The following is a 20480-nucleotide window of genomic DNA, read 5'->3' as shown; positions in this document are numbered from 1 at the left end:
ACCACCGAGACCCTGCTCTGGCAAATGAACGACCTGACCAGCGCCTATGAACAGGTGATGCAGCAGGACTCCTGAACAGTCCCGGGGCAAGGGATGCACCCTACGGCCGGCCCACCCCGTAGCTATCCAGTAACGCCTGCAGGCGGCCATTGGCCTTGTAGCGTTGCAGGCCCTGTTCGAAGAGTTCGACATAGCGCGCGCTGGAGGGCAGCGCCGGGGAAAAGGCCAGGTAGATCGGCATGTCCGGAGTGCGGCAACCGGCCTCGCGCAGGGTGCCGCGCTTGCCCTGGCGGGCCAGTGCGGCCTGCATCACCCAGCTGTTTTCCAGCACCACGTCCAGGCGCGCGCGTTCGAGCTTGGCCAGGTTCAGCTCCATCGCCTTGTCGCCAGAGGCGATCTGGATGCGCTGGCTGTCGCGGCGATGGCTGGCGATATAGCCATTCAATTCATCGCCGTAGCTGTAGTCGTTGATCACCCCCAGACGTTGCTGCGCCAGGGAGGCGAGCCCGGCGAAGCGCCAGGTGGAGTCCGCGCGGGTAAAGAAGCAGTTGCGCGACAGCGCCACCGGCGTGGCGGTGAAGAGGAAGTCCGGGGCATCCTCGACCCCGGCGCCGATGGCCGCATTCAGCTCGCCGCGGCGCACCTCCTGCAGGACCCGCGCCCAGTTGAACGCCCGGTATTCCACCCCGATGCCGGCTTCGGCGAAGATCTCCTGCGCCAGCTCGACGAAGATCCCCGGCCGCGCCGAGCCCGGCTCGCAGTTGACCGGGCACCAGATGTCCGCCGCGATCACCAGGGTCTCGGCCCGCGCGCCGCCCGCCAGGACGGCGAGCGCCAGCAGCAACCCTCTCGGGATCGACAGGCAAGTCAGCAACGGCATGCGGCTACTCACAAGGCGGCACAGGACTGCCGGCAGTTTTACCACCCTCAGCCTTCGCTGCGCACCCTTTTCACCGCGTCCAGCCAGCCGTGGTAGAGCCTGGCCCGGTGCTCGGCGGCCATGCGCGGCTCGAAGCGGCGCTGGCGGTGCCAGTGGCTGGCGATCTCCTCCAGGCTGCCATACAGCCCGGCCTGCAGACCGGCCAGGTAGGCCACGCCGAGGGCGGTGGTTTCGGTGACTTCCGGGCGCTCCACCGGCACGCCGAGGATATCGGCGAGGAACTGCATGACCCAGTTGTTGACCACCATGCCGCCGTCCACGCGCAGCGCGCTGGGCTCGACGGTGCCGTCCTGGCGCATGGCTTCGAGCAGGTCGCGGGTCTGGTAGCACACCGACTGCAGGCCGGCGGTGACGATCTCCTTGATCCCGGTGTCGCGGGTCAGGCCGAAGATCGCCCCGCGCGCCTTGGGGTCCCAGTACGGCGCGCCGAGGCCGGTGAAGGCCGGCACCAGGTACACGCCGCAGGCATCGCCGGTCTGCTCGGCCAGCGCCTCGCTGTCGCGGGCATCGCTGATCAGCTTGATGCCGTCGCGCAGCCACTGCACGGCCGCGCCGGCGACGAAGATGCTGCCTTCCACGGCATAGCTGACCTGGCCATTCAGGCGGTAAGCGACGGTGGTCAGCAGGCGGTTCTGCGACACCAGCGGGTGCGGGCCGGTGTTCTGGATCATGAAGCAGCCGGTGCCGTAGGTGCTCTTGACCATGCCGGGCTGGAAGCAGGCCTGGCCGATCAGCGCCGCCTGCTGGTCGCCGGCCATGCCCAGCACCGGGATCGGCGCGCCGAGCAGCCCGGGCGCGCAGGTGCCGAAGTCGGCGGCGCAATCGAGCACCTCCGGCAGCAGGCTGCGCGGGATGCCGAACAGGGCCAGCAGCTCCTCGTCCCACTGCTGGCTGTGGATATTGAACAGCAGGGTGCGCGAGGCGTTGCTGGCGTCGGTCTTGTGCGAGCGGCCATCGGTCAGGCGCCACAGCAGGAAGCAGTCCACCGTGCCGAAGCGCAGTTCGCCGCGCTCGGCCCGTTCGCGGGCACCCGGCACGTTGTCGAGGATCCAGCGCAGCTTGGTGGCGGAGAAATACGGGTCGATCAGCAGGCCGGTCCTGGCCGCCACCTGCGCCTCGTGCCCGGCAGCCTTCAGCTCGGCGCAGTAGTCGGCGGTGCGCCGGTCCTGCCAGACGATGGCCGGGTGGATCGGCGTGCCCGAGGCGGCGTCCCAGACGATGGTGGTCTCGCGCTGGTTGGTGATGCCGATGGCGCGGATGTCCTGGGCCTGCAGGCCCTCCTGGGCGAGGGCCTCGCGACAGACCTTGAGGGTGGTCAGCCAGATTTCCTCGGCGTCGTGCTCGACCCAGCCGTCCTTGGGGAAATACTGCTTGAACTCCTGCTGGGCGCGCGCCAGCGGCAGGCCCTGGGCACTGAAGACGATGGCGCGGGAGCTGGTGGTGCCCTGGTCGATGGCCAGCAGGTAGTGGGACATGGTGCTTTCCTTGTTGTTATGGGTGGCGGCCGGTGTGCGATGCACCTTGGCCGAGGGTGCGCCGTGCGCACCGATGAACTATTCCCGGCCGATGGCGGCGAACTGCCCCTGGGTATGCTCGGCCAGTACTGCGGCGCTCAATTCCACTTCCAGCCCCCGGCGCCCGGCGCTGACATGGATGGTCGGATGCAGCCTGGCCGACTCGTCGATGAAGGTGCGCAAACGCTTCTTCTGCCCCAGCGGGCTGATCCCGCCAAGCAGGTAGCCGGTGGCGCGCTGCGCGGCCTGCGGGTCGGCCATGTCGGCCTTCTTCACCCCGGCGGCGTGGGCCAGGGCCTTGAGGTCGAGGCTGCCGGCCACCGGCACCACCGCCACCAGCAGCTCGCCCTTCTCGCTGGCGGCGAGCAGGGTCTTGAACACCCGCGCCGGATCGAGGCCGAGCTTTTCCGCCGCCTCCAGGCCGTAGGACGGCGCCTTGGGGTCATGGGTGTAACTGTGCACCCGGTGCTCGGCCTTGGCCTTTTTCAGCAGATCGATGGCTGGAGTCATGTTCGAATGTGAAAATAGAGTGACAATTTGCGCGTACCATAGCCGAAAAAAACTGCCCGGAGCAGTGCTTAACGTCACGCCGCGACGGCTCGCAGGGTGGCCGCGGCCATAAAAGTTACCAGCCGGCAGCTCCCCGTTATACTGCGCCGTCGCCCAGAAAGGATCGCCCATGAGCCTCCCTCCCCGCCAGCAAAGCATTCTGGATCGTGCCCGCGAGCGTGGCTACGTGAGTATCGACGAACTGGCCCAGGCCTTCGCCGTCACCCCGCAGACCATCCGTCGCGACATCAACCAGCTGGCCGAGCAGGGTCTGCTGCGGCGCACCCACGGCGGCGCGGCGAGCGAAGCCTCGAGCATCCAGAACACCGCCTACGCCATGCGCGCCGGGCAGATGCGCGACGAGAAGCAGCGCATCGCCGAGGCCATCGCCGCGCAGATCCCCGACCACGCCTCGCTGTTCATCAGCATCGGCACCACCACCGAAGCCATCGCCCGCGCCCTGCTCGGCCACAAGCACCTCAAGGTGATCACCAACAACCTGCACGTGGCCGCCCAGCTCAGCGCCAAGGCCGACTTCGAGGTATTGGTGGCCGGCGGCACGGTGCGCGCCGACGGCGGCGTGGTCGGCCAGAGTGCGGTGGACTTCATCCAGCAGTTCAAGGTCGACTTCGCCCTGGTCGGCATCAGCGGCATCGACGAAGACGGCAGCCTGCTCGACTTCGACTACCAGGAAGTGCGGGTGTCCCAGGCCATCATCGACAATGCCCGCCAGGTGCTGCTGGCCGCCGACTCCAGCAAGTTCGGGCGCAACGCCGTGGTGCGCCTGGGCGCGCTGGGCCTGGTCGATCAGGTGTTCACCGACGCCCCGCCGCCGGTCGCCATCACCCGCCTGCTGACCGAGCAGAAGATCCAGCTGCATATCGTCTGACCCCGCCAGCGTCCCGCCCCGCTCCCGACGGCGCCAGCCAGCCGCCAAGCCCCGACCACCCGGCACAAAGTCCGCCCCGAGGCTGGCGCCGGCGACTTTCTTCGACTAGCATATTTTCGGAAACGAACATCTAATTGTTCACTTTAAAACTTTCCGGTGCCTTCGCCATGCCCAACAACCAGACCCAGCCCATCGCCGAAATCTACGACCTGGCCGTGGTCGGCGGCGGCATCAACGGCACCGGCATCGCCGCCGACGCCGCCGGGCGCGGGCTGGCAGTATTCCTCTGCGAGCGCGACGACCTGGCCAGCCACACCTCCTCGGCCAGCAGCAAACTGATCCACGGCGGCCTGCGCTACCTCGAACACTACGAATTCCGCCTGGTGCGCGAGGCCCTGGCCGAGCGCGAAGTGCTGCTGGCCAAGGCGCCGCACATCGTCAAACCGCTGCGTTTCATCCTGCCGCACCGCCCGCACCTGCGCCCGGCCTGGATGATCCGCGCCGGCCTGTTCCTCTACGACCACCTGGGCAAGCGCGAGAAGCTGCCGGGCTCCCACGGCGTGCGTTTCGGCGCCGGCAGCCCGCTCAAGGCACAGATCGGCCACGGCTTCGAATACTCCGACTGCTGGGTCGACGACGCCCGCCTGGTGGTGCTCAACGCCATGGCCGCGCGCGAACACCAGGCGCACATCCACACCCGCACCCGCTGTGTCAGCGCCCGGCGCAGCAAGGGCCTGTGGCACCTGCACCTGGAACGCAGCGACGGCAGCCTGTTCTCCCTGCGCGCCCGCGCCCTGGTCAACGCCGCCGGCCCCTGGGTGGCGCGCTTCATCCAGGACGACCTGAAGCAGCAGTCGCCCTACGGCATCCGCCTGATCCAGGGCAGCCATATCGTCGTGCCGCGCCTGCATGACGGCGAGCAGGCCTATATCCTGCAGAACGAGGACCAGCGCATCGTCTTCGTCATTCCCTGGCTGGAGCGCTTCAGCCTGATCGGCACCACCGACCGCGAATACCGCGGCGACCCGGCCCAGGTGCGGATCAGCGACGAGGAAACCGACTACCTGCTGCAGGTGGTCAACGCCCACTTCCGCAAGCAGCTGCAACGCAGCGATATCCTGCACAGCTTCTCCGGCGTGCGTCCGCTGTGCGACGACGAGTCCGACCAGCCCTCGGCCATCACCCGCGACTACACCCTGGCGCTGTCCGGCACGCCGGACGAGGCGCCGCTGCTGTCGGTGTTCGGCGGCAAGCTGACCACCTACCGCAAGCTGGCCGAAGCGGCCATGAGCCAGCTGGCGCCCTACTTCCCGCGCCTGCGCCCGGCCTGGACGGAGGGCGCGCCGCTGCCCGGCGGCGAGCACATGGACAGCCGCGAGGCCCTGGCCGAACAGCTCTGCGCCCGTTGCGGCTGGCTGCCGCCGGAACTCGCCCGGCGCTGGGCCGCCACCTACGGCAGCCGCGCCTGGCGCATCGTCGAGGGGATCCAGCAGCAGAGCGAACTGGGCGAGCACTTCGGCGCCGGCCTGTATGCCCGCGAAGTGGACTACCTGCGCCGCGAGGAATGGGCGCTTGAAGCCGAGGACATCCTCTGGCGCCGCACCAAGCTCGGCCTGTTCATGACCCCGGGCCAACAGGCCAAGCTGAATAGCTATCTGCAGCTGAACACCCCGCACACCCGCGCTGCCGCCCTATAAAGAGCAGCCCGCATACTGGTAGGAGCGGCTTCAGCCGCGAATCCAGGCAACACCGAGCCGCTCCCAGTCGCGGACAAATCCGCGCCTACAAAAGCCCGCCCGGCCAATCCACGCCTAAAGCCGCGGTGCGTCGGCCAGGCCAGGCCCCTGTGCCAGCTGCTGCCCGTCCAGGCGATGGGCCCGCAAGTGCGGCAACACCGCCGCCAGCAAGGGCTCCTTGAAGGCCCCCTGAAAACGATGGGCCAGGCCGGGGATCAGCTTCAACTGGCTACCCTTTATATGCGCCGCCACGTGCACGCCGTGCATCACCGGCAGCAGTGGGTCGGCCGTGCCGTGCACCACCAGGGTCGGCACGCGCAGGCGGTTGAGCAGCTCGACCCGGCTCGGTTCAGCAAGAATGGCGAGGATCTGCCGCTGCACACCGGCCGGGTTGAAGGCGCGGTCATAGGAGCGTGCCGCCTCGCGCCGCAGGCCCGCCAGGTTGGTATCGAGGCGCGGGCTGCCGAGGGCGGCGAGCAGGGCCGCCTGCTGGTTGATCGCCGCCGCGCGGTCTGCCGCCTCGCGCTGGGCCAGCAGCTCCAGCAGGGCCGCCTGCGGCGCCGGCAGACCGGGCGCGCCGGAGCTGGTCATCAGCAGGGTCAGGCTCTCCACCCGCTGCGGCGCCAGGTCGGCCATGTGCTGGGCGATCATCCCGCCCATGCTGGCGCCGAGCAGATGGAAGCGCTGGATGCCCAGGGCATCCATCAAGCCCAGGCTGTCGCCGGCCATGTCGCGCAGGCTGTAGGGCGCCGCGACGCCCAGCCCCAGGCGATAGCTCAGCAGGCCGTAGGCCAGGCTGGCGCTCGGCGGCTCGCCCAGCCAGGTGGACAGGCCGACATCGCGATTGTCGAAACGGATCACCCGGAAACCCTGGCCGCACAGGCGCGCCACCACCTCGTCCGGCCAGTGGATCAGCTGCCCGCCCAGCCCCATCAACAGCAGCAGGGCCGGGTCGCCGGCGCGGCCGATGCTCTGGTAGGCCAGGCGCACTTCGCCGACGCGGGCCATGGCCACCGGCGCCCGCACATCGCAACGGGAAGCCGCCCACGACGGCGCAGCGCAGAGGAACAAGAGTACACACAGCCAGACACGCATAGCCAACACCAACACGCAGAACCCCAGTGAAGCGCGAGTGTGCGGACGTTTGTGGCAGCGTGCTGCCACACAACCGTGACAGTTTGATGAAGGCCGCCGAACGGTAGTGACCCGGCACCAGGCAACGCTAAGGGTGCGCGCCCCGCGCAGCACGGCGATGCCTGCTTTTCTGGGGGAGCGGCTTTAGCCGCGATGGGCAACCGCGCGGTGCAGGCGCTTGACGCGCCGGCGCAGGTGAAGAGCAAAGACTTCGCGGCTGAAGCCGCTCCTACAGCAACCTTGCCGACCTGGAAGAGCCGTTCAGGCCCGCTCGGCGCCTTCCTGCCGGCGCGGCCAGACCAGGCTGAACTGCGCGCCGCCGAGGGCCGCGCTGCGTCCGACATGGGCCCGGCCGGCGTGCCAGTAGATGATCCGCCGCACGATGGACAGGCCCAGGCCGTGCCCGCCGGAGGCGCGGGTGCGGCTGTCGTCCAGGCGCAGGAACGGGGTGAAGATGCGTTCCCAGGCTTCCTCTGGCACGCCCGGGCCGTCGTCCTCGACATCCACCCGGCAGCGCTTGTGACCGATGCGGTAGGACAGGCGCACCCGCGACTCGGCGTGGCGCATGGCGTTGCTCACCAGGTTTTGCAGGGCCCGGTGCAGGTAGCGCGGCTCGGCCTCGACCAGCGTAGCGCCGGCATCCGGCGCCACCTGCGACGGCGCCAGTTCGACCCGCACCGTCGCCCGCAGCGGCGCCAGCTCGTCGATCACCTGCTCCAGCAGCGCCTGCAGGTCGACCTGCTGGTAGTGCAGCTCCGGCGAGCCCTGCTCCAGGCGGGCATAGACCAGCATCTCGTCGACCAGCTTGTCGAGTTCGAGGATGTCGCCGTCCATGCCGTCCATGTACTTGCGCCGGGCCTGGTCGGTCTGCGCATCGCCGATCATCTCCAGGCCGAAACGCAGACGCGCCACCGGCGTGCGCAGCTCGTGGGACACCGCGCGGACCATCTCGCGCTGGACGCTCAGCAGGCGCTGCAACTGCTCGGCCATGGTGTTGAAGGTGGCCGCCAGGCGTCCCACCGAGTCGGCGCTACGGGTCGGCACGCGGGCGTCCAGGTGGCCGCTGGCGATCCGCGCCGCGGCGCTTTCCAGCCCGAGCAGGCGCCGTTCCAGGCGGCGCACCAGGAGATAGAGGATCAGCCCGGTCAGGCTCAGGCCGAGCACGCCGACCAGCACCAGCAGTTCGGTCGGGTAGGGATTCATCTGGTACAGCGGGCCGACTTCCAGCACCCAGGGCGTGCCGACCATGCCGGCGATCACCCGGATCGAGTCGCCGCCCTTGCCCAGCGCCAGCACCGTGTCGCCCTCGTCCACCCGGCGCTGCTGGTCGGCGTCGAGGTCGACCTTCTCCAGGGTGACCAGGCGCAGGTCGAAGCCGAAGTTCTTCTGCGCCTTCAGCTCGGCCAGGCGCCTGGGCTGCTCGACGATCGGGTAGCGCACCAGCTCGTCCATCAGCAGGTAGACGGTGGCCCGTGCCAGCTGTTCGCTGATCTGCTCCACCTCGGCGGTCAGCACCAGTTGCTCGGCCTCGCTGACCAGGCTGTAGACCCGCGCCGCGTGCGGCCCGGTCTGTTCCACCAGGACTTCGCCGCGCAGCAGCAGACCACGCGAGCGGCCATCCAGCGGTTCGGCCTTGAGCGACTCCAGGGCCAGCGGCACGCCGAGCAGGCGACTCCAGGTCGCCAGGGCCCGGCGCCGGTCGACCGACTCCATGCGTTCGAGGTTGTCCGCCATCAGGCGGAAGGTGCCGCGCGCCAGCTGCTCGCGGTACTGGTCGCTGCGCACCTCGTTGGTCAGCTGCAGCACGCCCACGCCGAGCAGCGCCACCAGCACCAGGGCGGCGATGATGCCGCCATAGATGCGCAGGAAGATCGAGTTCATCGCGCCGCTGCCCCGGCCCGCCGCGCGCAACGCCTCAAGACAGGTCCTCGGCCGCTTCGGCGACGAACAGGTAGCCCTTGCTGCGCACGGTCTTGATCAGCCGCGGGTGCATCGGGTCGTCGCCGATCTTCGGCCGGATGCGCGAGATGCGCACGTCGATGGAGCGGTCCTGGCCGTCGTACTCGATGCCGCGCAGGGCGGTGAAGATCTCCTCGCGCGACAGGATGCGCCCGGCGTTGGCCGCCAGCAGCCACAACAGGTCGAACTCGGCGCTGGTCAGCTCGATGCTCTGCTCGCGCAGCCAGGCCTCGCGCATCGCGCTGTCGATCACCAGCTGGCCGAACTGCAGGCGGCGCAGGCTTTCCGGGGCCGCCTCGGCGCTGCCCTCGCTGCGCCGCAGCAGGGCGCGGATGCGCGCCAGCAGCACGCGCGGGCGCACCGGCTTGCACACATAGTCGTCGGCGCCCATTTCCAGGCCAAGCACTTCATCCATGTCGTCGGTGCGCGCGGTGAGCATCAGGATCGGCCCCTCGTACTGGCCGCGCACCTTGCGGCAGATGGACAGGCCATCCTCGCCGGGCAGCATCAGGTCGAGCACCACCAGGTCCGGTTGCTCCTTGAGGATGCGCGCCGCCGCCTTGCCGCCGTCGGACTCGATCGCCACCTTCAGGCCGTTGCTCTCCAGGTATTCCCGGGTCAGCTCGGCCAGGCGCTGGTCGTCCTCGACAATCAGGATTTGCCAGGCTTCTTGCTCCACACATCCTCCCCAGAACCGTTCATCTGTCTACGTCAGGCCGGCATTGTAGCAACGCAACCCGGGCAGCGGCGCTATTGCGGGCATCCATGCCCCTCCCCCGACCGCACGGAAAAGGCCGGCGCCGCGCCTGCACGGAACAGGCCAACAGCGCCGAGAAAAACCCTACATCTTGTGTTTGTGTGATTGACTAAAAAGTCACGTTCAGGGACGGCAAAAAAGCGCCGTCTGCCACGACGAACGGTGTAGCGGGGAGAATCCCAGCAACTGCGGGGCTTGGCGAAACTTACCCCAAAGTAACCCACAGATTTATCCACAGGCGGGCCGCTTTTCTCGGCTTGCCTTCGCCCAATCACCGCACTATCTTGTATCCCCAGCGCGACAAACACCTACATGTTGGGTTTTCGCACAAAGAATCACCCAAGCACATTTGCCCCGAAACAGTCCACTCCCTGAACTGAAAAAGTGCAAATCCAGGCTTAGATGGGCGCTTGAGCTCCACCGATCCAGAGCAGGACCCTGTACCGCCAGCAGAGCGAGGGTGTCCTGATCCGTGCAGGCCGCCTCGGCGGGTCTGCCACAACATCTAGTGGTGCCGGCCATATCGCCGACACAAGACTTGAAGAGCCAGGAAGGCGCTTGGTCGTACCTTCCCTGCCCAGTTTGCAAGTCCCGCGCGCCCGGCCTCACCGCCGTCCGCGTGGCGTTGTTGAAATGGAATGAACGGCGGTACGGCGCAGCGATCCACTGCTCAGCGCCCAACTAAAATTAAGAAAAACACGGAGACCTCCATGCAAACCGACACCTCTCGCGAGAACCCGCAGGCCGCCGCGCCGCAAGCCACAGATGCCGCCCAGGATCTGGCTGCCACCGCGCCCGGCCAGCTGCGCGTGATCAAGCGTAACGGCACCGTGGTGCCGTATACCGACGACAAGATCACCGTCGCCATCACCAAGGCGTTCCTCGCTGTAGAGGGCGGCACCGCTGCCGCCTCGTCGCGTATCCATGAGACCGTGGCGCGCCTGACCGAGCAGGTCACCGCCACCTTCAAGCGCCGCATGCCGTCCGGCGGCACCATCCATATCGAAGAGATCCAGGATCAGGTCGAACTGGCCCTGATGCGCGCCGGCGAGCAGAAGGTCGCCCGCGACTACGTGATCTACCGCGAGGCCCAGGCCGTCAAGCGCAAGAGCGCCAGCGACGAAGTGGCCCAGCCGCACCCGAGCATCCGCGTCACCAAGGCCGACGGCAGCGTGCAGCCGCTGGACATGGGCCGCCTGCAGACCATCATCCGCGAGGCCTGCGAAGGCCTGGCCGAAGTCGACGGCGCGCTGATCGAGTCCGAGACCCTGAAGAACCTGTACGACGGCGTGGCCGAGAAGGACGTCAACACCGCCCTGGTGATGACCGCCCGTACCCTGGTCGAGCGCGAGCCGAACTACTCCTACGTCACCGCCCGCCTGCTGATGGACAACATCCGCGCCGAAGCCCTGGGCTTCCTCGGCATCGCCAGCAGCGCCACCCACCACGAAATGGCCGAGCTCTACGCCAAGGCCCTGCCGGCCTACGTCGAGAAGGGTTCCGAGTTCGAGCTGATCGACGCCAAGCTCAAGAGCTACGACCTGGAGAAACTGGGCGCCGCCATCAACCACGAGCGCGACCAGCAGTTCACCTACCTGGGCCTGCAGACCCTGTACGACCGCTACTTCATCCACAAGGACGGCGTGCGTTTCGAACTGCCGCAGGTGTTCTTCATGCGCGTGGCCATGGGCCTGGCCATCGAAGAGCCGAACAACCGCGAAGACCGCGCCATCGAGTTCTACAACCTGCTGTCGTCCTTCGACTACATGGCGTCGACCCCGACCCTGTTCAACGCCGGCACCCTGCGTCCGCAGCTGTCCTCGTGCTACCTGACCACCGTGCCGGACGACCTGTCGGGCATCTACGGCGCCATCCACGACAACGCAATGCTGAGCAAATTCGCCGGCGGCCTGGGCAACGACTGGACCCCGGTGCGCGCGCTGGGTTCCTACATCAAGGGCACCAACGGCAAGAGCCAGGGCGTCGTGCCCTTCCTCAAAGTGGTCAACGACACCGCCGTGGCCGTCAACCAGGGCGGCAAGCGCAAGGGCGCCGTGTGCGCCTACCTGGAAACCTGGCACCTGGACATCGAGGAATTCCTCGAGCTGCGCAAGAACACCGGTGACGACCGCCGCCGCACCCACGACATGAACACCGCGAACTGGATTCCCGACCTGTTCATGAAGCGCGTGTTCGACGACGGCCCCTGGACCCTGTTCAGCCCGTCCGAAGTACCGGACCTGCACGACCTGACCGGCAAGGCCTTCGAAGAGCGCTACGAGTACTACGAAGCCCTGTCTGGCTACGGCAAGATCAAGGTATTCAAGACCATCGCCGCCAAGGACCTGTGGCGCAAGATGCTGTCCATGCTGTTCGAAACCGGCCACCCGTGGCTGACCTTCAAGGACCCGTGCAACCTGCGCAGCCCGCAGCAGCACGTGGGCGTGGTGCACAGCTCGAACCTGTGCACCGAGATCACCCTGAACACCAACAAGGACGAGATCGCAGTCTGCAACCTGGGCTCGATCAACATGGTCAACCACATCGTCGACGGCAAGCTGGACACCGAGAAGCTCGGCCGCACCGTGAAGACCGCCGTGCGCATGCTCGATAACGTCATCGACATCAACTACTACTCGGTACCGCAGGCGCGCAACTCCAACCTCAAGCACCGTCCGGTCGGCCTCGGCCTGATGGGCTTCCAGGACGCCCTGTACCTGCAGCACATCGCCTACGGCTCCGACGCGGCCATCGAGTTCGCCGACAAGTCGATGGAAGCGATCAGCTACTACGCCATTCAGGCCTCCTGTGACCTGGCCGACGAGCGTGGCGCCTACTCCACCTTCGACGGCTCGCTGTGGTCCAAGGGCATCCTGCCGCTGGACTCCCAGCAGATCCTGATCGAGGCCCGTGGCCAGAAGTACATCGACGTCGACCTGTCCGAGTCGCTGGACTGGGCCCCGCTGCGCGAGCGCGTGAAGAAGGGCATCCGCAACTCCAACATCATGGCCATCGCGCCGACCGCGACCATCTCCAACATCATTGGCGTGTCGCAGTCGATCGAGCCGACCTACCAGAACCTGTACGTGAAATCGAACCTCTCCGGCGAATTCACCGTGATCAACCCCTACCTGGTGCGCGACCTGAAGAACCGCGGCCTGTGGGACAGCGTCATGGTCAACGACCTGAAGTACTACGACGGTTCCGTGCAGCAGATCGAGCGCATTCCGCAGGACCTCAAGGACCTGTACGCCACCGCGTTCGAAGTGGAAACCAAGTGGATCGTCGACGCCGCCAGCCGCCGCCAGAAGTGGATCGACCAGGCCCAGTCGCTGAACCTGTACATCGCCGGCGCCTCGGGCAAGAAGCTGGACGTGACCTACCGCATGGCCTGGTACCGTGGTCTGAAAACCACCTACTACCTCCGTGCCCTGGCCGCCACCAGCACCGAGAAATCCACCATCAACACCGGCAAGCTCAACGCCGTGTCCAGTGGTGCGATCGACGAGGGCAGCTTCGCCGCCCCGGCCGGTCCGGCACCGGTGCCGAAGGCCTGCGCCATCGACCAACCCGACTGCGAAGCTTGTCAGTGAGGAAAGTCGCGCGCATCTGAGCGGCGCCCGCGTTGTTGCCCGGCAGGTCCGCCCCCATCACGTGCACTAGCACGCTCAGGGGCTCGGACCAGCCAGGCGCCTAGCGCTCACTCGCTCAGCTTCGCGCTTGCACCGAGTTGCCGAGGTTAGAAGCTAAAGCAGCTCGGTTTCCCCTTACGGGGACCGGGGCACAGCCCCAAGAACATCTCCCCTCGCCCGCCCCGCGGGCCTGGGCGCCACCAGTCGGGTGGCACTGTTTAGCCCTTGCGTGCACACCGCAACGGAACATAATCCGAATTACTGGACATTCATACAGGCCGCACACCGGCCCGATGACCAAGCAGGAGACCACCATGCTCAGCTGGGACGAATTCGATAAGGAAGACGGCGCAGAAGCCGCCGCCATGCCCGCCGCCCCCGTAGTCGGCGCCGCTCTCGATCAACTGGACAACGACGCCGCCGGCTCCGTCGAGGAAGCCCGCGCCGTATCGGCCGACGACTCCGAGGCCGTGGCCCGCGCCAAGAAGGCCCTGGACGCCCTCGACATCCAGGAAGGCCTGGACGAACTGGAAGGCACCAGCGCCCGCGTACACGTCGGCGACAAGCAGATGATCAACGCCCGCGCCGACCTCAACCAGCTCGTACCCTTCAAGTACGACTGGGCCTGGCAGAAGTATCTGGATGGTTGCGCCAACCACTGGATGCCGCAGGAAGTGAACATGAACGCCGACATTGCCCTGTGGAAGAGCAAGGACGGCCTGTCCGAAGACGAGCGCCGCATCGTCAAGCGCAACCTCGGCTTCTTCTCCACCGCCGACAGCCTGGTGGCCAACAACCTGGCCCTGGCCGTGTACCGCCTGATCACCAACCCCGAGTGCCGCCAGTACATCCTGCGCCAGGCCTTCGAGGAAGCGATCCACACCCACGCCTACCAGTACTGCATCGAATCGCTGGGCATGGATGAAGGCGAGATCTTCAACATGTACCACGAGATCCCGAGCGTGGCGAAGAAGGCCTCCTGGGGCCTGAAGTACACCCGCTCGATCTCCGACCCGATGTTCAACACCGGCACGGTGGAGACCGACAAGGAACTGCTGCGCAACCTGATCGCCTACTACTGCGTGCTGGAAGGCATCTTCTTCTACTGCGGCTTCACCCAGATCCTCTCCATGGGCCGCCGCAACAAGATGACCGGCGTGGCCGAGCAGTTCCAGTACATCCTGCGCGACGAATCCATGCACCTGAACTTCGGCATCGACGTGATCAACCAGATCAAGATCGAGAACCCGCACCTGTGGGATGCCGCGATGAAGGACGAAGCGACCCAGATGATCCTGCAGGGCACCCAGCTGGAGATCGAATACGCGCGTGACACCATGCCGCGCGGCGTACTGGGCATGAACGCGGCGATGATGGAGGACTACCTCAAGTTCATCGCCAACCGCCGCCTGACCCAGATCGGCCTGAAGGAAGAATATCCGGGCACCAGCAACCCGTTCCCGTGGATGTCGGAGATCATGGACCTGAAGAAGGAGAAGAACTTCTTCGAGACGCGGGTTATTGAGTATCAGACTGGTGGGGCGTTGAGCTGGGATTAACGAATAACAGCAGGCGATACCCTAAATGGGGGCAGCCATACATAGCTAAAGGACATGCATCATGAGTCTATGGAATGATTTGGGGTTCTCTGACAACCCATATAGCCCCCGTCCAATCCAAGGGGATGAGCAAGGCGTAAAATTACTCATCGGAAGGGAAAAAGAGCTTCAACGGCTAACCACTTATTTGAGATCATCAGACACTCACCCCACCGTTGAAGGCCCTAATGGAGTTGGTAAAACCAGCCTCGTCGCTGTTGCAGGCTTTTTGCTTAAAAAGGACTTCCTAGAGGGTAACTCACAGCAAGCCCTCCTACCAATTTCAGAGCCTTTTCAGCTAACCACCGATGATACGACCGCGTCATTCAAGCGAAGAGTTTTACTCAGAGTAGCTCAGTCTTTCCTAGACAATCACAACGCACTCAAAGAGCGCGGCTTAAATGTACCTGACGTAGAGCGCATTGATCAGTGGCTAAACGCCCCGACTTTTAACTCAAGAGGCGGGGGCTTCACCAGTCCGCTTGGCGGGCTCACCGCAACTCAAGGCACTACGGCGAACACATCATCAGGCTTTAGTGAAGACGGCTTTATCACAACCGTTCTTACTTGGCTACGAGAGTGCTTTCCAACTAATGCCACCGGGGGATTCATTTGCACTATCGACAACCTTGAGCTGCTTGAGACCTCAAAAAACGCCCGAGCTTTACTGGAAGGCATTCGAGATGAGGTTCTAGGCGTCAAAGGGCTTCGATGGGTTTTATGTGGTGCAAGAGGCATCACAAGGAGTGTTGCATCCTCCCCCCGTTTACAAGGAGTGCTTGCCGAGCCCCTCATCATCAACCCAATAGCTGAGGATCAGATCGAGCGCCTGATATCTGAGCGTCTTGGTGTTTTTGCGCTCTCCTCAGATGTAACAGTAACAGTCAACTCCGAAGGTTTTTCCCATCTATATCGCATAGGCGGAAGCAATCTTCGCAACGCAATGAAATACAGCGAGGACTTCTCTTTCTGGGCAGTAGAAAATAGTGCTCTAGATGCAATCAGGGAAAGCCCATCACGATTAATAGAATCTTGGATGAACGGGCTTGCCGAACTTTACGAGGAAGACACCACTGGAGTAGGAGGCAGAGCATGGGAAGTTTTCACAAAACTTGCACTCGCCGGCGGCAATACATCTCCAAGTCAATATGAAGAATATGGTTTTGAAAGCAACCAAGCGATGCGCCCCCACCTCCGCTCATTAGAAGATGCAAATTTAATAGAGAGCGCCGTGGACGAGACTGACAACCGAAGAAAAACCATCGGCATTACTTCTCGCGGTTGGATAGTAAACTATAAGAGGACTGGTTTTAGTCGCATTGGCGCACAATAAAACAGGGGCACAGACTTATTTTCTCCGCCGCCTCTTCTACTAGCTTTACCCTTACGGCGAGTCACTTTCTCTTGTTTGCCCAAGAGAAAGTAACCAAAGAGAAGGGCACCCCGACATCCGGGTCTGGCGGCTTCGCCGCCAGACTTCCCTCCCTCAGGGAAAAGGGGACAGATTTATTTTCTATCCCCTTCATCTCGGCCAAACCGTCTGTTTTATATCGCCACACTTTCCTCGGCTTCCGGCTACAGATTTCGCCCTGCACGGCGAGTCACTTTCTCTTTGCACGCGCAAAGAGAAAGTAACCAAAGAGAAAGCGCGCCCGACATCCGGGTTTCGCTGCGCGAAACTTCCCTCGCTCCGGCGCTGTTCCGAGGGTCGTCACGAAGGGCCATCCCTGGCCCATCGCTCCTCATTTGGCATCCATGCCAAATGCCCCTCTCCACAGCACCTCCACTCGGCCTCCTGACGGGGTTCGGGCTCCGCGTTGCTTGATGGTTCTCTCGGTGGGAACAGGTAGAGCAGAGTGCAGCTTTTGTAGGAGCGGCTTTAGCCGCGATGCGGGCGGCACCGCAGTTGCTGGCTATCGCGGCTGAAGCCGCTCCCACGAAGAACACGCGAACCCTTCAGGCAACAGGTACAGCAGAGCGCCGCTTTTGTAGGAGCGGCTTTAGCCGCGATGCGGGCAGCCCCCAGCTGCTGACTATCGCGGCTGAAGCCGCTCCCACGAAAAAACATGCGAAACCTTCAGGCAACGCCAATCGCCCCTTTCAGGAGGCCGAACGGAATCGTTGCGTAAGGGGTTGAGCGACATGGATGTCGCGAGAGCCACGATGGGCCAGGGATGGCCCTTCGCGGCGGGCCCCTGGAGCAATGATGGAGTGAGGGAACCCCGCCGCAGGCGGGGCCGGATGCAGGGGCGCAGACCTTTTGGTTCCTTTTGGGGCGTTTGCCAAAAGGGACTCGCCGTGCGAGGCGAAATCTGTAGCCGGAAGCAGAGGAAAGCGCCGCGCTTGCACTCAGGGCCACAAAGCCAACGCACCACAAGGGTGTCCAGCAAGTAGCCGGATCACGATCGACCACTCCCCCGCTGCGCGCGGGAACGCTCAAAACCTGCAACGAGCCGCGGCATCCACGGCTAGGCTCCCAGAGGACAAGGCCGCGAGCAGCCATCGGCTGAAGATGCCCGCGACCGTGCCGCCATACGAACAACGCACTGAATGCAGGAGGGCCGGCATGGTCCAGAAGATCGATCTGGTGATCCGGGGGGATTACCTGCAGCCTTTCACCGCCGACAACAAGCCCAAGCTGTGCCCCGAACTGGCGGACTACCTGCAGGACGAGGCGGGCTACCAGCGCGAGCTGAGCCTGCAGGTCAGCTGCCCGGCGGAGGAGCGCGAACGCCTGCAGCAGGCCATCGCCAATACCTTTGCGCAAAAGAGCGAACAGCTGCATGGCGATATGAACGCCCAGCGCCTGGCCGGGCTGGCGTTGCTGGCGCTGGCGATCGCCCTGGTGCTGGCGGCCACCGCCCTGGGCATCGAGGGCACCATCCCGGTGGGCGTGGTCACCGTCACCGCATGGATGATGGTCTGGCGCACCGCCGAGATCTTCCTGCTGGACATCCGCAACAGCCGCCGCCAGCTGCGCAAGTACCAGCGCATCGCCAGCGCACCCAAGCAGTTCATCTGAGCCGGTAGCCCGGATATCCACGGCGGAAAACGCCTCGCAATTTCCCACCCCACGCGCTGCGTGGGCATGCAGCCTTCAACGCTCCGGCGTCCACCGGCCAGCAGCTGCACGCCAGACTCCGCAGAGCGGCGCGGGATTGCTCCCACGCAGGAGCGTGGGAGCAATCAGAGTTGCTAGACGTAAGGTTGGCCTTTGAACCCTCTGGGCAGGCGCTGCAGCCCCGGCATGTCGGTGAGCCTCTGCAGCCAGGCGCCGCGCCACTTGCATGCTTCGTGAGAGGCCTTGACGGCTTGCCGCGCGGCTCTGCGCGCCGCGTTGCGGCCGATTCTACGAGCCTCCTGGAAGGCTTCGGTGCCACGGCAGTTGCGACATTTCACCCGCGCCACTTCCGTGGTGGAGGTCAATGTGTCGCCGTGGCGGCCGCAGGCCAGATGCCCGTCGGCCATGAAGTGGGTAACGTGAGTAGCCATCTATGAATCTCCTGCGCTGTGAGTGCGGTACAGGGCAAACGCTAGGGCCGGGAATAGTCGCGAGAAGCAGCCTGAGCGGCTGGGTCATTTCTATACGCCGAGCCCATGACGGGCCACCCGTGACGAGCCACTGAGCAGCCGCCCGGGCCGGCATCGAGCAGCATCCGCTGCCCGCGCAAGACCATCCAGCGGCTCAAGGTGCAGTGCGCATCACCCCCGGCGCCCTTGAAGGAACTGGATCAGAAACACCACGATCGCCACGACTAGGAGGATGTGGATGAGCCCACCCAGGGTGTAGGACGAAACCAGTCCCAGCGCCCACAGGACTAACAAGATAATCGCGATAGTCATGAGCATGTCTGTATCTCCAATCAGTGTCCGGCTCGCATCTGCCTGTAGCCAGATTGTGCGCAGCAGTGGCCCCTGGTCTGTTCGGTAGCGAACACCCGCTGACCGCTGCTGCGCTGCAAGTAGCCGGATATCCACGCTGGCGAACGCCCGCGGTTTCCCACCCTACGCCTGCGCGGGGCAGACCGCTGGGCTGCGTGACGCGGAGCGTCACTGTGGCTGCATTCCCACGCGAGCGGGGTAACGATCACCCGCGCGGGCGTTACAATGCCGCCATTACCGATGCCCGGAGCCAGACTTTCGATGTTCACCCTTGTACAGCTGGACAACCCACCGCCCGAGTCGCTGAAAAGCCAGATTCTGCAGATGGTGGTGGACTACTTCAGCGACATCAGCCCGGTGTCGCTGACGCCCAGCAACCCGCTCTACCAGCTGTACCAGTACGTGATCGGCTACGAAGTGCACCTGTACCTGCAGGCCATGGGCAGCAGCCCGGACAGCAGCGCCCGGCTGATCCTGGCCCTGGACGATCAGGACCCGTCGCGGGTGCTGGGCTTTGCCCTGTACCTGCCGAGCCCGGACGACGCCGAGGCCTGCACCCTGGCCTACCTGGCCGTGCAGGCCAGCCAGCGCCGCCACGGCATCGCCCGCGCCATGCTGCAGCAGATGATCACCCGCCCCCCCCATGCCGAACTGGCCTGCGTGGCGAGCAAGATGCCGATCTTCGAGGCCATGGGTTTTCGGGTGCTGGCCGCACGCGGGCCGCAGGTGCTGATGAACACCCGGGACCACAGCTCGGACGGCATGGTCGCGGTGCAGGACCTGGCCCCGATCTTCCAGTCCAAGGAAGTCCGCCAGATCCACGCCTACCTGGTGCAGCAGCACGGCAAGAAGGCCATGGGCGAGGCGGAAAAAAAGCGTGACCGCCTGCTCGACCAGATGGCCCGGCAGGCCCAGGCGCTGGTCGCCGAACGGCGGCGCTCGGCCCTGCACTGAGCCGGGCTAGCAGGCTGTTGAAAAACTACCTGCGTTGCCATCGCGGCGTTAAAAACAGGCTCAAAATGCTCATTTACAACTCGTAAACTGCGCTTTTTCGCCTGTTTTTGCCTTGCGCTGGCTGCCTCGCTAACGTTTTTCAACAGCCTGCTAGAGCCCCCGCGCCAACACTATGTCGAACACCCCGCTGCGCCCGACGGCCTCGCTCTTGAGTTCGATCACGTTGTCCGGATGCGTCTGCGCCCAGGGGTCCTTGGGAATGTAGGGATCGCCGGCGAAATACAGCTGCAGGGTCACCGGCACATGCAGCGACTCCATCACCCGGAAGTGGATATGCGCCGGCCGGGTGATGCCAGCATAGCGCTCCAGCCTCGGCAGGTTCGACGGCACCGGGTAACGGCCGGGCAGCACCGTTTCGATGCGGTAGCGGCCCTGTCCATCGGTATAAAGCATGCCGCGCAGATGGAACTGGCCACGGTCGGTGAAGTTGCCCGGGGTCTGGGTGTCATACAGCCCCTGGCTGTTGGCCTGCCAGACCTCGACCAGCGCATTGGGCAGCGGCGTGCGGCAGTCGGCACTGAGTACCCGACCGGTGACCACCAGACGCTCGCCGGGCTCTCCGGCCCCGGCCAGGGAGGCCAGAAAGGGCGCGCCGAAGCGGTAGTAGGGGCCGAGGATATCGGCCCGCGTGGGTCGACACAGGGCACCGGCCAAGCCGGGGCGGGCCAGCAATCCGCCCCCCAACAGCAGCGCCGAACCCTGCAGGAAATGGCGCCGGGAAACACCCGCGCCCACCGCAGGCCTGGTGGCCATAGTCGCCTCCCGGCCGGATTCGCGCGCCGGCCTCGCCCTGACGGAACGCCTCCCACAAGACTAGCCCCGCCGGGGTGAAGCGACCGACCGTTCGGCTGCCGGCGAACCGGACTGCTCTTGCTC

General features: G+C 65.1%; 16 protein-coding genes. 7 read left to right on the top strand and 9 right to left on the bottom strand.

The window, feature by feature from the left end; all coding sequences use genetic code 11:
• Positions 1-100: 100 nt before the first annotated feature.
• The 3 genes from F3I16_RS18135 to ybaK form a co-directional block, all read right to left on the bottom strand.
• Positions 101-880: an ABC transporter substrate-binding protein gene (locus F3I16_RS18135; protein WP_160494942.1), complete on the bottom strand. Its 780-nt coding sequence runs from the start codon at positions 878-880 to the stop codon at positions 101-103.
• A 47-nt stretch (positions 881-927) separates the two neighbouring features.
• Complete coding sequence (glpK, locus tag F3I16_RS18130; protein WP_160494941.1) at positions 928-2415, bottom strand: glycerol kinase GlpK; 1488 nt, start codon at positions 2413-2415, stop codon at positions 928-930.
• 78 nt (positions 2416-2493) lie between these two features.
• A complete protein-coding gene (ybaK, locus tag F3I16_RS18125; RefSeq protein ID WP_160494940.1) occupies positions 2494-2964 on the bottom strand; it encodes a Cys-tRNA(Pro) deacylase in 471 nt (156 codons plus the stop codon).
• Positions 2965-3133: 169 nt separating this feature from the next.
• Between ybaK and F3I16_RS18120 the strand changes: the two genes are divergently transcribed.
• Positions 3134-3892 carry a DeoR/GlpR family DNA-binding transcription regulator gene (locus tag F3I16_RS18120; protein ID WP_160494939.1) on the top strand — a complete coding sequence of 253 codons (759 nt, stop codon included), beginning with the start codon at positions 3134-3136 and terminating at the stop codon, positions 3890-3892.
• Positions 3893-4059: 167 nt separating this feature from the next.
• Positions 4060-5589: a glycerol-3-phosphate dehydrogenase gene (gene glpD / locus F3I16_RS18115; protein ID WP_160494950.1), complete on the top strand. Its 1530-nt coding sequence runs from the start codon at positions 4060-4062 to the stop codon at positions 5587-5589.
• A gap of 114 nt (positions 5590-5703) precedes the next feature.
• Here glpD and F3I16_RS18110 read toward each other — a convergent pair whose 3' ends face one another.
• From F3I16_RS18110 to F3I16_RS18100, 3 genes are all read right to left on the bottom strand, one after another.
• The gene (locus F3I16_RS18110) at positions 5704-6723 is read right to left on the bottom strand and encodes an alpha/beta fold hydrolase (protein WP_160494938.1); all 1020 of its coding nucleotides are present in this window, start codon (positions 6721-6723) and stop codon (positions 5704-5706) included.
• A gap of 300 nt (positions 6724-7023) precedes the next feature.
• Complete coding sequence (locus tag F3I16_RS18105) at positions 7024-8643, bottom strand: ATP-binding protein (RefSeq protein ID WP_160494937.1); 1620 nt, start codon at positions 8641-8643, stop codon at positions 7024-7026.
• Positions 8644-8677: 34 nt separating this feature from the next.
• Positions 8678-9400, bottom strand: a complete 723-nt coding sequence (locus tag F3I16_RS18100) for a response regulator (RefSeq protein ID WP_160080893.1) — start codon at positions 9398-9400, stop codon at positions 8678-8680.
• A 788-nt stretch (positions 9401-10188) separates the two neighbouring features.
• Here F3I16_RS18100 and F3I16_RS18095 point away from each other — a divergent pair.
• The 4 genes from F3I16_RS18095 (at position 10189) to F3I16_RS18080 (ending at position 17730) form a co-directional block, all read left to right on the top strand.
• Positions 10189-13071 carry a ribonucleoside-diphosphate reductase subunit alpha gene (locus tag F3I16_RS18095; RefSeq protein ID WP_160494936.1) on the top strand — a complete coding sequence of 961 codons (2883 nt, stop codon included), beginning with the start codon at positions 10189-10191 and terminating at the stop codon, positions 13069-13071.
• 353 nt (positions 13072-13424) lie between these two features.
• Positions 13425-14669, top strand: coding sequence for a ribonucleotide-diphosphate reductase subunit beta (locus tag F3I16_RS18090; RefSeq protein ID WP_160494935.1), 1245 nt, complete (start codon positions 13425-13427; stop codon positions 14667-14669).
• A 61-nt stretch (positions 14670-14730) separates the two neighbouring features.
• Positions 14731-16041: a hypothetical protein gene (locus F3I16_RS18085; RefSeq protein WP_160494934.1), complete on the top strand. Its 1311-nt coding sequence runs from the start codon at positions 14731-14733 to the stop codon at positions 16039-16041.
• A 1233-nt stretch (positions 16042-17274) separates the two neighbouring features.
• Positions 17275-17730, top strand: a complete 456-nt coding sequence (locus F3I16_RS18080) for a hypothetical protein (RefSeq protein ID WP_160494933.1) — start codon at positions 17275-17277, stop codon at positions 17728-17730.
• 173 nt (positions 17731-17903) lie between these two features.
• On the opposite strand, the gene F3I16_RS18075 is transcribed toward F3I16_RS18080, so the two are convergent.
• Both F3I16_RS18075 and F3I16_RS18070 read right to left on the bottom strand, forming a co-directional pair.
• The gene (locus tag F3I16_RS18075; protein ID WP_160494932.1) at positions 17904-18200 is read right to left on the bottom strand and encodes a hypothetical protein; all 297 of its coding nucleotides are present in this window, start codon (positions 18198-18200) and stop codon (positions 17904-17906) included.
• Positions 18201-18410: 210 nt separating this feature from the next.
• On the bottom strand, positions 18411-18551 hold the full coding sequence (locus tag F3I16_RS18070; RefSeq protein WP_256670223.1) for a lmo0937 family membrane protein: 141 nt from the start codon (positions 18549-18551) through the stop codon (positions 18411-18413).
• 300 nt (positions 18552-18851) lie between these two features.
• On the opposite strand from F3I16_RS18070, the gene F3I16_RS18065 reads away from it, so the two are divergent.
• Positions 18852-19544 (top strand): GNAT family N-acetyltransferase, encoded by a 693-nt coding sequence (locus F3I16_RS18065; protein WP_160494930.1) that lies wholly within the window; start codon positions 18852-18854, stop codon positions 19542-19544.
• Between the two features lie 150 nt (positions 19545-19694).
• Here the strand turns inward: F3I16_RS18065 and F3I16_RS18060 are convergent, their stop codons facing one another.
• A complete protein-coding gene (locus F3I16_RS18060; protein ID WP_160494929.1) occupies positions 19695-20357 on the bottom strand; it encodes a twin-arginine translocation pathway signal protein in 663 nt (220 codons plus the stop codon).
• Positions 20358-20480: the final 123 nt, after the last annotated feature.

Source organism: Pseudomonas sp. L-22-4S-12 (genome assembly GCF_009799935.1).
GTDB lineage: Bacteria > Pseudomonadota > Gammaproteobacteria > Pseudomonadales > Pseudomonadaceae > Aquipseudomonas.
The sequence above is the reverse complement of the archived record's forward strand: the minus strand, read 5'-3'. Positions and strand labels throughout refer to the sequence as shown.